The 11,652-nt window shown below is 48.7% G+C and carries 12 protein-coding genes and 1 pseudogene; 9 read left to right on the top strand and 4 right to left on the bottom strand.

What is annotated here, in order from left to right:
- Positions 1 to 142 precede the first annotated feature (142 nt).
- The 4 genes from ACKOVI_RS02775 (at position 143) to hpf (ending at position 2,972) form a co-directional block, all read left to right on the top strand.
- Positions 143 to 1,306, top strand: coding sequence for a MalY/PatB family protein (locus ACKOVI_RS02775; protein WP_509602495.1), 1,164 nt, complete (start codon positions 143 to 145; stop codon positions 1,304 to 1,306).
- Positions 1,307 to 1,323: 17 nt separating this feature from the next.
- On the top strand, positions 1,324 to 2,385 hold the full coding sequence (locus ACKOVI_RS02770) for a trans-sulfuration enzyme family protein (RefSeq protein WP_509602493.1): 1,062 nt from the start codon (positions 1,324 to 1,326) through the stop codon (positions 2,383 to 2,385).
- Positions 2,386 to 2,421: 36 nt separating this feature from the next.
- Entirely contained in the window at positions 2,422 to 2,568 is a 147-nt protein-coding gene (locus tag ACKOVI_RS02765; protein WP_509602492.1) for a hypothetical protein, read from the top strand.
- A 62-nt stretch (positions 2,569 to 2,630) separates the two neighbouring features.
- The gene (gene hpf / locus ACKOVI_RS02760; protein ID WP_509602491.1) at positions 2,631 to 2,972 is read left to right on the top strand and encodes a ribosome hibernation-promoting factor, HPF/YfiA family; all 342 of its coding nucleotides are present in this window, start codon (positions 2,631 to 2,633) and stop codon (positions 2,970 to 2,972) included.
- Here the strand turns inward: hpf and ACKOVI_RS02755 are convergent, their stop codons facing one another.
- Positions 2,973 to 3,404 carry a hypothetical protein gene (locus tag ACKOVI_RS02755; protein WP_509602490.1) on the bottom strand — a complete coding sequence of 144 codons (432 nt, stop codon included), beginning with the start codon at positions 3,402 to 3,404 and terminating at the stop codon, positions 2,973 to 2,975.
- A 78-nt stretch (positions 3,405 to 3,482) separates the two neighbouring features.
- Between ACKOVI_RS02755 and ACKOVI_RS02750 the strand changes: the two genes are divergently transcribed.
- Together ACKOVI_RS02750 and ACKOVI_RS02745 are read left to right on the top strand one after the other, a co-directional pair.
- A complete protein-coding gene (locus tag ACKOVI_RS02750; protein ID WP_509602489.1) occupies positions 3,483 to 4,169 on the top strand; it encodes a response regulator transcription factor in 687 nt (228 codons plus the stop codon).
- On the top strand, positions 4,166 to 5,389 hold the full coding sequence (locus ACKOVI_RS02745) for a sensor histidine kinase (RefSeq protein WP_509602488.1): 1,224 nt from the start codon (positions 4,166 to 4,168) through the stop codon (positions 5,387 to 5,389). Before ACKOVI_RS02750 ends, ACKOVI_RS02745 begins: the two co-directional genes overlap by 4 nt.
- On the opposite strand, the gene ACKOVI_RS02740 is transcribed toward ACKOVI_RS02745, so the two are convergent.
- A complete protein-coding gene (locus tag ACKOVI_RS02740; protein WP_509602486.1) occupies positions 5,373 to 6,269 on the bottom strand; it encodes a TerC family protein in 897 nt (298 codons plus the stop codon). The two genes, ACKOVI_RS02745 and ACKOVI_RS02740, sit on opposite strands and share 17 nt — an antisense overlap.
- A 23-nt stretch (positions 6,270 to 6,292) precedes the next feature.
- Here ACKOVI_RS02740 and ACKOVI_RS02735 point away from each other — a divergent pair, with 23 nt between their 5' ends.
- The 3 genes from ACKOVI_RS02735 to ACKOVI_RS02725 all read left to right on the top strand — a co-directional run bounded on the left by ACKOVI_RS02735 (position 6,293) and on the right by ACKOVI_RS02725 (position 9,318).
- Positions 6,293 to 7,477 (top strand): class I SAM-dependent methyltransferase, encoded by a 1,185-nt coding sequence (locus ACKOVI_RS02735; protein ID WP_509602485.1) that lies wholly within the window; start codon positions 6,293 to 6,295, stop codon positions 7,475 to 7,477.
- 10 nt (positions 7,478 to 7,487) lie between these two features.
- The gene (gene argG / locus ACKOVI_RS02730; protein ID WP_509602484.1) at positions 7,488 to 8,816 is read left to right on the top strand and encodes an argininosuccinate synthase; all 1,329 of its coding nucleotides are present in this window, start codon (positions 7,488 to 7,490) and stop codon (positions 8,814 to 8,816) included.
- A gap of 85 nt (positions 8,817 to 8,901) precedes the next feature.
- Positions 8,902 to 9,318 (top strand): FKBP-type peptidyl-prolyl cis-trans isomerase, encoded by a 417-nt coding sequence (locus ACKOVI_RS02725; RefSeq protein ID WP_509602496.1) that lies wholly within the window; start codon positions 8,902 to 8,904, stop codon positions 9,316 to 9,318.
- Here the strand turns inward: ACKOVI_RS02725 and ACKOVI_RS02720 are convergent.
- Both ACKOVI_RS02720 and ACKOVI_RS02715 read right to left on the bottom strand, forming a co-directional pair.
- A complete protein-coding gene (locus ACKOVI_RS02720) occupies positions 9,315 to 10,964 on the bottom strand; it encodes a glycoside hydrolase family 13 protein (RefSeq protein WP_509602482.1) in 1,650 nt (549 codons plus the stop codon). The genes ACKOVI_RS02725 and ACKOVI_RS02720 overlap by 4 nt on opposite strands.
- Before the next feature lie 20 nt (positions 10,965 to 10,984).
- A pseudogene (locus tag ACKOVI_RS02715) lies at positions 10,985 to 11,652 on the bottom strand (alpha-amylase); the annotation flags it as partial.

Genomic DNA, 11,652 nt, shown 5'->3' with positions numbered 1-11,652 from the left:
GGTTCTGCTACTGGAAAATCCATCTCTGCGACAGGAAGAGGTAGAACATCCTTAGGAAATGCTCTCCACTTTTCAGTAATTGGGGTGATAGGCACATGGGCAATCATGGAGATTCGTGGACTGGAGTGCAATACTTCCGGTCATGAGCGATTTTCATCTTGTGCCGCTGAGCGAATTACAAACACACAAATCTGAAAAGTGGAGAGCATTTCCTAAGGATGTTCTGCCTCTCCCTGTCGCAGAGATGGATTTCCCAGTAGCAGAACCCATCCGCCGCACTTTGACTGAGATGGTGGAAAAATCCGATCTCGGTTATCTCGGTGCAATCCCCGAGATGGGGGAGGCATTTGCAGATTTTGCATCTCGTCGATTCGGGTGGCGCCCGGATCCATCACAGATTCGAATCGCAGCAGATGTTGGTGTCGGAATCGTAGAGACTCTTCGCGTCATCACCGATTATGGCGACAAGATTCTTCTGAACTCTCCGGTATATCCCAACTTCTGGACCTGGGCCAACGAGACACATCTCGAGATTGTTGATGTTCCACTGACTCGTGCAGATGAAGAAATCAATGGTTCGCCGTGGCACCTAGATTGGGCGGGAATCGAAAAAGCATATAAATCAGGAATCAAGGTGCACCTGATTTGCAATCCTCACAATCCGCTAGGTCGCGTCTACACACGTGACGAGCTAGAGCGTCTTGTTGAACTTGCAGATGCGAATAACGTCATCATCATTAGCGATGAGATTCACTCGCCACTTACATACTCCGAGCAGAAGTTCACGCCTTTCCTCACATTGGGAGATAAAGCACGCCAAGTCGGAATCACCGTGACTGCTGCAAGTAAAGGCTGGAATATTGCAGGCCTCAAGTGCGCAATCATCGTGACGGAAAATGCCCAGATGCATCAACGTCTAGATGCCATCGCGCCAGCAACTCACTATCGCGCTTCGCTACTGGGTGCATTTGCCACAGTGGCTGCTTTCCAAGAGGGCGAACCATGGCTCAATGAGCTCATGGCGCAACTCGATATCAACCGCAAACTCGTCATCGACTTAGTCACAGAGAAATTACCTCAGGCGAAGACTCACATGCCGCATTGCTCCTACCTTGCCTGGATTGATTTCAGCGCCTACGGAATCGGCGACGATCCCGCAGGTTACCTTCTTGAAAATGCGAAGGTGGCTTTTGTGCCAGGAGTTCGGTTTGGTGAGAAGTTCGCCGGCTATGTACGTTTGAACTTTGCAACTTCACCGGAAATAATCACTGAGGCGATTGATCGAGTAGCGAAAGCACTGCACTGAGCGACTATCCTTTGCCTATGAATTCACGGCACCCTGAAACAAACGCAATTAGCGCGGGGCGTCCTGCTCATAAACCTGGTGCTGGCATGAACGCGCCGATCTCACTCAACTCAACTTTCGTTGCCAACGGTGATTTGGGTTATGGAAGATTCGGCAACGAGAGCTGGAGCGCACTTGAAGAGGCGATTACTCTGCTCGAGCACGGCAACTCTACGCTTGCCTTCTCCTCCGGAATGGCTGCAATCTCTGCAGTATTCTCGCTACTTCCACATGGAGCGCCGGTCGTTGCTTCAGATCAGGGATATAGCGGAACGATGGCGCTACTCAAGAAATATCACGAACAGGGGCGCTTGGATGTTCGCTTTGTTGATATTGCAAATACAAAAGATGTTTTTGAAGCACTTATCGGAGCGGCTTTCCTCTGGATTGAATCACCAACGAATCCCGGTCTAGAGTTAGCGGAGATTGCAGTAATTATCGGTGAGGCAAAGAAGCGCAATATGGGCGTTGCGGTCGACAACACATTTGCTACAGCTCTCAATCAACTTCCCATCGAACTCGGCGCAGATATTTCCATGAACTCTGTTACCAAGTATCTCCCTGGACATAGCGATGTCATCCTAGGTTCATTGACAGTCAAAGATCCTGCCTTACACAACCGATTGGCTGAAGCTCGTACTTTGCTCGGCGCAATCCCAGGTCCATTTGAGGCATGGCTCGGCCTTCGCGGAATCCGCACCTTCCCATTGCGATTCAGAGCCGCAGAAGCCAATGCCCGTGCGCTTGTAGAAAAATTGAATGCACATCCATCGGTCACCACTGTGAGATATCCAGGCTTTGGCGCAATCATCTCTTTCGATATTGACCGCGATGCCGCTGGAACCGAACGAGTCTGTGATGGCTCGACCTTGATTGCACATGCAACCAGCCTTGGGGGAGTCGAAAGCACTTGGGAGCGCCGACGTCGTTGGCCGGCAGAGAGTGAGAGCGTCCCAGAGAATCTCATTCGCCTCTCCGTTGGATGTGAACATGTGGACGATATTTGGAGCGATATCTCTCAGGCACTCACATCAAAGTAACAGGCAATCTGAAGTAAAAGAGAGTATTTTTAAGCCATGAAAGCAATACGACGGCTCCTTGCTGCGATCACGATGACTGTACTCGCCTTCAAAGCTGTCGCAACTTTCCTTAGCTGGGTTGAAAAGCAAGAAGATTCAGAGTCTGATGCATGGATTGATGAAGATGAATTTGAGGATGCTTAACCTTTTTTAAGTCGTATGCGTTCCCTCTTACATTTGCCATAAAGAAGTGACATCCTTGAGAAGTGAAAATCAATATTCATACACGTCATGCAAATCTTGCAAGTGACTTCCAGGCAATCGCAGAAGAGAAACTCCAATCTATGGAGCGATTTAGCGTGCAAATAGATCGCATCGAAGTTGAAGTAACTCATGAGCAGAACCCTCGCCAGGGTAAGCATTCCCACCATGTAGTAATTGCTTCACATGGTTCAGGGCCAGCTCTTCGTGCGGAAGCATCTGAATTCAATGATGTTGCAGCATTTGATGTTGCAATTAAGAGTATTGAATTACAGATTCGCAAGATTCATGAAAAGAACAAAGATCACAAGCGCGAGACCATTCGCACTATGCCTCTCGCTGATTAATTAGCGAGATTTGTTCTTACTGGAAGCCTTAAATGGTTTCATAGGTTCGACCGGAGGAACTGGTTCTGCGCCAAGAGCGGATATTGAATCATCGCGCACAACAATCGCAGCACTAATTGCATTTTTGCGTGCAGTGATAGCTGCATTCTTTTGATCAGGGGTTCTCGCAACAGACATTGCGCTCTTAAAATCAGAAGCTGCTTTGTCGCATGCGCTCTTAAATGTGATATTGATATTTCTAATGATGGCGTTTCGTTCCTTAACGGCTGCTAAGTAAATTTCACGATCAATGCGGTATTGCTCGAAAGCAGAGCGTGACGCATCAGGTGTGGGGGTTGAAGTTGAGTCCCCGTATGCGCTGATGGGTGAGAGTGCGAAGAGGGATACAACTAGGGCAAATATTGATGCCTTTACGCTCCACTCTCTTCTCATGGCCCCATTGTGACTGAGCATCATGTGAAGATTCTGTGAAAGAGGCTTTTCTATGATGTGTGTCGCTAGAGTTGGGGTATGGCGCAACTAATCATGATTATCGATGATGAGGCCGGAGTACGCGAGCTCCTCGCCGATGCCCTGAAGCTCGCAGGATTTGAAACCGTTGCCGCAGCAGATGCGATGGTGGCTCAGACCATGCTCCGCACCGTCAAGCCTGACTTGTTGATTGTTGATATCAATATGCCCTTGATGGATGGCTTTGAATTCATCGAGCGCATTCGAGGAAATGGCGACAATACTCCAGCACTGATGCTCAGTGCCCGAGGCGATCGAGCAGATATCACTCGCGGATTAACCCTTGGTGCTGACGACTATGTCACCAAACCTTTTGGCCTTGAGGAGCTCGTTCTCCGCGTGCGTGCGATATTGCGTCGTTCACACTTCACGGAAGTTCTACCAACCGTCCTATCTGTTGGTCCAATTACATTGGATGAAGAGTCTCACAAAGTTACCTTCAACGATGAAGTAATAGATTTATCGCCGACCGAATTTAGATTGCTCCATGTCCTTCTTGAATCCAAGGGGCGTGTCCTCAGTAAGAGTTATTTATTAGAAGAGGTATGGGGAATTAACTTCGAGACAGAGACAACTGTTGTCGATACGTATATCTCCTACCTTCGCAAGAAGCTCCACAAAGATGGATTTGAGGGCATCAGAACAGTTCGCGGCGTTGGCTTTCAATTACAACTTGAGAAGAAGTGAAACTCTCGTCAACGGCTAAGTTGCGATTAGTCACTCTGAGCATCGCAACAATTCTTACAGCAACTATCGGTACTTTTGTTACGGTTCAGAGTTATCAAAGCTCTCTCAAAGCTATCGACCTTGCAATTAACTCTACGGTCGATGATGCGATTCGATCTCCAAATCAAGAGCTCAGCGCCGCTCTCTTCCACATCGATCAGTTTTCACTGGATGTTTCGCTCTTTCTGATTTCCCGCGATGGCTCCGTCACAACAGTGAATGAATCAACGATCGAGCTTTTTAATGAAATCTCAATCCCACAAGTTGTGTTGGCTACTCAGAAAGTGAGGGATGGAGACGGAGTTCACGATTATCGGTATAGAGCACATGAAATTTCTGGTGGTGATTATCTTGTCGTTGCGGCATCTTCATCAGATGCGCATCGCAAACTTAAGACTGGCTTGACCACCGTCGCTCTCATCACATTCCTGACTTCGCTCTTCGCATTCTTCTTGTTCTCTCTTTACATTCGTCGCTTGAAGCAGCGTGATGATGCGATTGCGCTAGAGAAGATGCAGGCTTTTCTCGGTGATGCTTCGCATGAACTTCGCACACCGCTGACAGTCATCAAAGGATATGTTGAAATGTTGAGCAAGGGCATGATGACCTCTGATGAAGATAGAGAGCGAGCTTTCGGAAGGGTTACGTCAGAGATTGCTCGCATGGAGACCTTGATCCATGACCTATTGCTTCTAGCCGAGCTTGGCGAGAGTGCTCAGCGCGAGCTAGAAATCATCGATCTCAGCGCGCTAGTAAAGGCACACGCTGATGACTTTGCCATGCTGCATCCACTGCGCACCGTCAACATCGACGTCAAGAGCGAAATTGTCATTTCAGGAGTGAGAGATTACCTCTCTCGATTTATCCAGAATGCCCTGAACAATATTTCTCGCCATACGGATGTAGATACCCCTGTTGGAATCTCCCTTCAACTTGCTGGCAAGAACGCGAAACTGTTAATTGAAGATGGCGGAAAAGGTTTACCTGAGAGTGCTTATCGTGAAAATATCCAATCGCTCAATCGTTTCGACAAATCACGGTCACGAGAGAGCGGCGGATCCGGGTTGGGTATGAGCATTATGGCTGCGGTAATCGAAAAGCAAGACGGGAAACTCACTTTGCGCAAAAGCGCATTGGGCGGACTTGCAGTTGAAGCTGAAGTTCCTACTTATCGCGAGTAGAAATCAAGCTGGTTACGGTAGCGATTCCGAGACAGCCGACAATCACCGCAAGTGATTGAGTAATCGTAATTTCTGGAATGTGATGACCGCCTACATCATGGATATCAATTCCATGGAAGGCATGAAAAATTAATTTAACGCCGATAAAACCAAGGACAACTGATAATCCCTTACCGATATGGACGAGGCGCTGCATGAGGCCGCCAATTAAGAAGTAGAGCTGTCTAAGCCCCATAAGGGCAAAGATATTTGCAGTAATAACGATGTACACATTCTGAGTCAGGCCGAAGATTGCTGGAATTGAATCAAGAGCAAATACAAGGTCCGTAGCGCCTAATGTAATGAGGGCGATTGTGAATGGCTTGATGCCCTTCTTGCTGAGATAGGAGACAATCTTGCTCTCTTTCTCCTCATGTTCCTCGTTGCTGCTCTCCCTGAAGAGTGACACAGCTGTATAGATCAGGAATGCTCCAAAGAGGAAGAAGACCTGCTGGAATTCTTCGATGACCTTGGCGCCTACAGAGATTGCAATAACACGAAGCACAAGGGCGAAGAGAATTCCGATCAGCAGGGCCAGCTGCTGGCGTTCTTTTGAGATCTTGAGCTTGGTCAAGATGATGACAAAAACAAAGAGGTTGTCGAATGAGAGTGAATATTCAGTAAGCCACCCAGCAAAGAACTCTTTTTGGCTCTGCGGATCTAGCCAATGACCCATAAAGACACCAAAGGCGATAGCGAGAGAGACATAGAAGATTGACCACAAAGTTACCTCGCGCATCGAGGTTTCCTTTTCACGATTTGCAATCGCCCACACAAAATCGAAAATTACTACGACAAGAAGCGCGGCAATTGTGATTATCCAGTTGGTGGTCGAAATCATTGCGGAAGGCTAGCATTAAAGGCATGGCCGAGAGAGACCTGGAGAGCGCACTCGTTGAAGTTCAGCGCGCAATCACCGCTAACGAGCATTTTGTTCGTGCAGTTTTTTCTGGTCGTCGCAGAAATATGAACCCGCAGCATGAACGTCTTGATATTCGCCCAGTTCAGCTCAAAGAAGGCTTGGCACTTCAAGTAAGTTTTAGCGATGGAAGACAGATGACTTCCAAGAATTACTCACCGAATCAACTCCCATTTACGGAATTCGCGGAATGCGGATATGCCAATTTTCATGTAGATCTTGAGGGTGAGACTCTTTCTCTGAGAATTTCAAAAAAGGGCGTACCGCTCTTGTCTAGGAGTAAGAATTCATCCACGCGTGACCTCAACCATGATCGAAGCAAGAAGAGACTTTTAGATTCTTCTGATCCATTTTTACGTGAAGTTGGCATCGCAGATAATAATGGTGCAATAAAGCCATCCAAGATGGATAAGTACAAGCAGGTAGAAGAGTTCTTAAGACTGCTAATCCCCACACTCAATGATGCAATCTCAGCGGGGCATATTGAGAAGCCAACAGATTCTCGTCCATTGCGAGTAGTTGATTTGGGTTGCGGACACGCCTACCTGACGTTTGCCGCCCATCAATATCTGAAGAGTGCAGGAATTCCGGTCATCGTCACGGGCATCGATATACGTCCAGCATCTCGCGATCGCAATAATTCAATCGCAAAATCACTCGGGATTGAAAGATCTATTTCATTCTTGGCTGAAGAAATCTCAGCAACTTCTATCAACGAGGCCGATGTCGCAATCGCACTGCACGCCTGCGATACCGCCACCGATGATTCGATCGCATGGGCTCTCAATCGCAATGTGCCCTTGACGCTCTTCGCCCCCTGTTGTCACCATGATATTCAGGCTCAGATGAAGGTCGCACCAGAGCCATGGTCACTCATTACTCGCCACGGCATTATGCGCGAACGCCTTGGTGACCTCATCACGGATTCGCTTCGCATTCAGTTGATGAAATTGCACGGTTATCGAGTCGATGCCATTGAGTTCATTGGGGGAGAGCACACACCTCGAAATCTCATGATCCGAGCCGTCAAGACTGGTGCTGAGCCAGAATCCAGCGAAGTTGAGCGCTATCAATCCATGATTTCTATGTGGGGAGTAACGCCCGTACTTGCGGCGAAATTGAACCGTTAGACTTTGCCCCATGTCTAAGGTTCTTGCATCTCTCCCTGTTGGTGAAAAAGTAGGTATCGCCTTTTCTGGCGGGCTCGATACATCGGTAGCAGTTGCGTGGATGCGCGACAAGGGAGCAGTTCCTTGCACCTACACTGCAGACCTCGGTCAATATGACGAAAGCAATATTGAGACCGTTCCAGATCGTGCCAAGGAATACGGCGCTGAGATTTCACGACTGATTGATTGCAAGACTCCGCTTGTTGAGGAAGGTCTGGCAGCTATTGCTTGTGGCGCCTTCCATATTCGCTCTGGCGGAAAGCAGTATTTCAATACGACTCCATTGGGTCGCGCAGTGACAGGAACTCTGCTCGTGCGAGCGATGCTCAGCGACAACGTTGAAATTTGGGGAGACGGATCAACGTACAAGGGCAACGACATTGAGCGTTTCTATCGTTATGGCCTTCTCGCCAATCCAAACCTTCGCATCTACAAGCCATGGCTCGATGAGGATTTCGTACGTGAGCTCGGTGGACGTAAAGAGATGTCCGAGTGGTTGGTTGCTCACAACTTCCCTTACCGTGACAGCGTTGAAAAGGCGTACTCAACTGATGCCAACATCTTGGGTGCAACCCATGAGGCGAAGAACCTTGAGAACCTCGATGCCTCTATCGAAATCGTCTCGCCTATTATGGGAGTTAAGTTCTGGGATTCTTCAGTCAATATCCCTTCAGAAGATGTTCGTATCCAATTTGTACAAGGCCGCCCAGTTGCAATCAACGGAAAAGATTTCAGCGATGTAGTTGCTTTGATGCAAGAAGCAAATGCAATCGGTGGTCGTCATGGACTTGGCATGGCAGATCAAATTGAGAATCGCATCATCGAGGCAAAATCACGCGGCATCTACGAAGCTCCAGGTATGGCACTACTCTTTATTGCCTACGAACGCCTGGTAAGTGCAATTCATAACGAGGACACTATTGCCAACTACCATGCAGAAGGTCGTCGCCTTGGTCGACTTCTCTACGAAGGTCGCTGGTTGGATCCGCAGAGCCTAATGCTCCGCGAATCACTTACTCGTTGGGTCGCATCTGCAATCACGGGTGAAGTAACGCTTCGTCTTCGTCGTGGTGATGACTATTCAGTCATTAATACAACTGGACCTGCACTGAGCTACCACCCAGACAAGTTGTCTATGGAGCGCACAGAGGATGCTGCATTTGGTCCAACCGATCGAATCGGCCAGCTCACAATGCGCAACCTCGACATTGCCGATACTCGAGCAAAGCTTGAGATGTACCGAGATCAAGGCCAACTTGGCGGTGGAGATTTCAAGTTAATTCGTCAGTTAGAAGATTAAGAATTTTATGAAGAGAGTCGGGATTTTTGTCGCTGTAATCGTCGGTCTGGCCATCGTGGCCCTTGTAGCTTTAGGAGTAAGAAATATGAACCCATCTGATACACCAGCAACAACTGGGTCACTCCCAACAGTTTCAGCAAACGCTGGAGAAGTTCCAACAGTTTCTGCTCCAACAGGTACGCCGCCAGCCGAGTTAACAACGAAGGACATCATCGTTGGAACGGGCGTAGAAGTACTACCAACATCTACTTTGACTGTGCATTACTACTTGATGGCATGGTCAACTGGAAAAGTTATTGAATCTTCTTGGGTTGGTCAGCCTGCGACATTCCCATTGGCACAAGTTGTCGAAGGTTGGCAGAAGGGTCTCCCTGGCGCAAAGGTTGGCGGGCGCCGACTTCTCGTATTGCCACCCTCAATGGGCTATGGCGCAGCAGGTGCTGGACCAATTGGTCCCAACGAAACTTTGATTTTCGTCGTAGACATTATCGGTGTTGCTTAAGGTTTCGTCGTAAACCAAACCGTTGTTGCAGCAGGAATCTTTCCATCGACCAAGGGCTGAGTGCTGAGAAGCACTTCGCCCTTTGGCATTGGGTACTTGCCGCCCTTGAAGTTGGTAATGCAGTTCCAACCATTAGGGCGGCTGAAGTGCAAAACATCATCACGAGTTGTCTTATGCCAAGTGATTTCTTCTTCGCATTGAAGTTCGCGACGAAGTTTGAGGGCCTTGCGGAAAATCTCAAGTGGAGTGAAGTCATGGCCGCTCTGTGCCTCAACTGAGTAGCTTCCAAACCATTCTGGTTGTGGAAGATGAGGGGTCCCTTCGCCGAATCCAAAGTTCTTACCCTCGCGAGTCCAAGGGAGCGGCACACGAGCGCCGTCGCGACCCTTCATCTTCTTGTGATTGCGGAGGTACTGAGGATCCTGAATTTGATCTTCAGGAATATCAGCAACTTCGTGGAGACCGAGCTCATCACCCTGGTAAAGATATGTGCAGCCTGGTAGTGCCAAGATGAAAGCGTTGGCAGCAACAGAACACTGAGTGCCGATCTCGAAATCAACCGGATGTGATGTTCCATTAGAGAGCAGCCATTCTTGTCGATCTACAACAGGGTGCAATCCCTGCTTTGTCGCATAACGCATCTGATCGTGATTTCCGAGCGTCCATGTTGATGAAGAGTTGTTCTTCTTTGCAAGCTCGAGGCTATCGGTCACACAGTGCTTAAAGATCGCAGCATCAAAGTTGGCATCGATAAAGCGGAAATCAAATGCCTGACCCAGAGTCTCTTCGCTTGCATAGAGAGGCATACGGCTTGGGTGGACATTGGCTTCAGCGACTGCAACTCGTGGTGGATCGTAGGAGTTGAAGAGCTTGCGCCAGGTCTTGTAGACCTCGAAGAGTTCAGTACGGTCCATGAGGATTCCATTGCCATCGAGAGGCTGTGGATCGTCATACTCCATGGTGTCGCGCATGCGTAGCGGCTCTGAGAGGTCCTTCTTCAGCGCATGAGCAACGTCGATTCGGAATCCATCGACTCCGCGGTCCGCCCAGAACTTCAAGGTTTCAAGGAAGTCAGCTTCGACTTCAGGGTTGTCCCAATTCCAATCTGGCTGCTCTGGAGCGAACCAGTGCATGTACCACTGATTGTGCTTTCCGCCGAAGACTGATTCGTGAGTCCATGCAGATGGAGCAAAGTGTGATGGCCAATCTGTTGGTGGAAGTTCACCATTTGCACCGCGTCCATCGCGGAAGATATATCGGTCGCGCTCTGGCGAACCAGGTTCGGATGCGATTGCATCTTTAAACCATTGGTGAAGATTGGAAGAGTGGTTTGGGACGATGTCTACAAAGACGCGTATCCCTGCTTCGTGCAGGGCTGCGAGCATCTCATCGAAGTCTTCAAGAGTGCCGAGCTTCGGATCGACGTTGCGGTAGTCATCGACGTCGTAGCCGCCATCAGCAAGGGCAGATGGATAGAATGGTGATAGCCAGACAGCATCGAGGTTTAAAGATTTGAGATATGGAACGCGAGCGGTAACGCCTTTGAGGTCACCGAGACCATTTCCATCTGTATCTGCAAAGCTGCGGGGATAGATCTGATAGATAGCAGCTTGGCGCCACCAGTTTTTATCTTTACTCAATGACATGCGGTGAATCTTACTGCAGGCTATTGCTGCAACCACCATGCTGCATATGCAGGGACTTCGATTTCCTCATAGATGTGAAGATACTCACCCGAAATCACCTCAAGGAGATTTCCAGATGCGATTTCATGCATGCTCACTCGCTGAGTATTTTCGGAGAGGTTATAGACCTGCACAAGATTGCCGGATGCATGCTTGCGGCGGAAAATAATTACTGAAGGATTATTTGTTGTAAAAACTTCAGTCGATGTTGCTGCATGAAGTGATGCTAAAGATTTGCGTGCGGTAATCAGAGAACGAATCGCCTTATCTACTTGACCTTCAACTCCCTTCCCTTTTTCGGCGCTCTTTGCAAGAGACCAATCCATTTCAGGGCGATGAATCCACCGATTGTCTTCGGCCTTCGAAGGGTTCTTCAGAAAGCTCATGTCATTGAGCATGCCGAGTTCATCACCCATATAAAGAAGCGGCAGGCCACCAAAGCCAAATACCATTGCATATGCGCACTTCAAGCGATCGATAGCGGTCTGCAGTGCAGGTGCATCCTTCTTCTCTATTGCAGCTTGAATACCAATCAAACTTGCGGCGCTACCTGATGTTCGGCGATCGCCTGTTGTTGGATTTGATTGGAAGTGAACGCCGCGAGCGAAGGAACCTTCGAATTCATTGGCATAGAACTCTGCAAGGAAGC

It is taken from the genome of Candidatus Planktophila sp. (genome assembly GCF_046070465.1).
Taxonomy (GTDB): domain Bacteria; phylum Actinomycetota; class Actinomycetes; order Nanopelagicales; family Nanopelagicaceae; genus Planktophila.
Note: the sequence above shows the minus strand (reverse complement) of the source record. Positions and strands in the feature narration are given on the sequence as shown.

Bases quoted from the DNA above. Each gene is read 5' to 3' on its own strand.
- ACKOVI_RS02775 (WP_509602495.1), top strand. From the start codon at position 143: ATGAGCGATTTTCATCTTGTGCCGCTGAGCGAATTACAAACACACAAA.
- ACKOVI_RS02770 (WP_509602493.1), top strand. From the start codon at position 1,324: ATGAATTCACGGCACCCTGAAACAAACGCAATTAGCGCGGGGCGTCCT.
- ACKOVI_RS02765 (WP_509602492.1), top strand. From the start codon at position 2,422: ATGAAAGCAATACGACGGCTCCTTGCTGCGATCACGATGACTGTACTC.
- ACKOVI_RS02755 (WP_509602490.1), bottom strand. From the start codon at position 3,404: ATGAGAAGAGAGTGGAGCGTAAAGGCATCAATATTTGCCCTAGTTGTA.
- ACKOVI_RS02750 (WP_509602489.1), top strand. From the start codon at position 3,483: ATGGCGCAACTAATCATGATTATCGATGATGAGGCCGGAGTACGCGAG.
- ACKOVI_RS02740 (WP_509602486.1), bottom strand. From the start codon at position 6,269: ATGATTTCGACCACCAACTGGATAATCACAATTGCCGCGCTTCTTGTC.
- ACKOVI_RS02735 (WP_509602485.1), top strand. From the start codon at position 6,293: ATGGCCGAGAGAGACCTGGAGAGCGCACTCGTTGAAGTTCAGCGCGCA.
- argG (WP_509602484.1), top strand. From the start codon at position 7,488: ATGTCTAAGGTTCTTGCATCTCTCCCTGTTGGTGAAAAAGTAGGTATC.
- ACKOVI_RS02725 (WP_509602496.1), top strand. From the start codon at position 8,902: ATGAACCCATCTGATACACCAGCAACAACTGGGTCACTCCCAACAGTT.
- ACKOVI_RS02720 (WP_509602482.1), bottom strand. From the start codon at position 10,964: ATGTCATTGAGTAAAGATAAAAACTGGTGGCGCCAAGCTGCTATCTAT.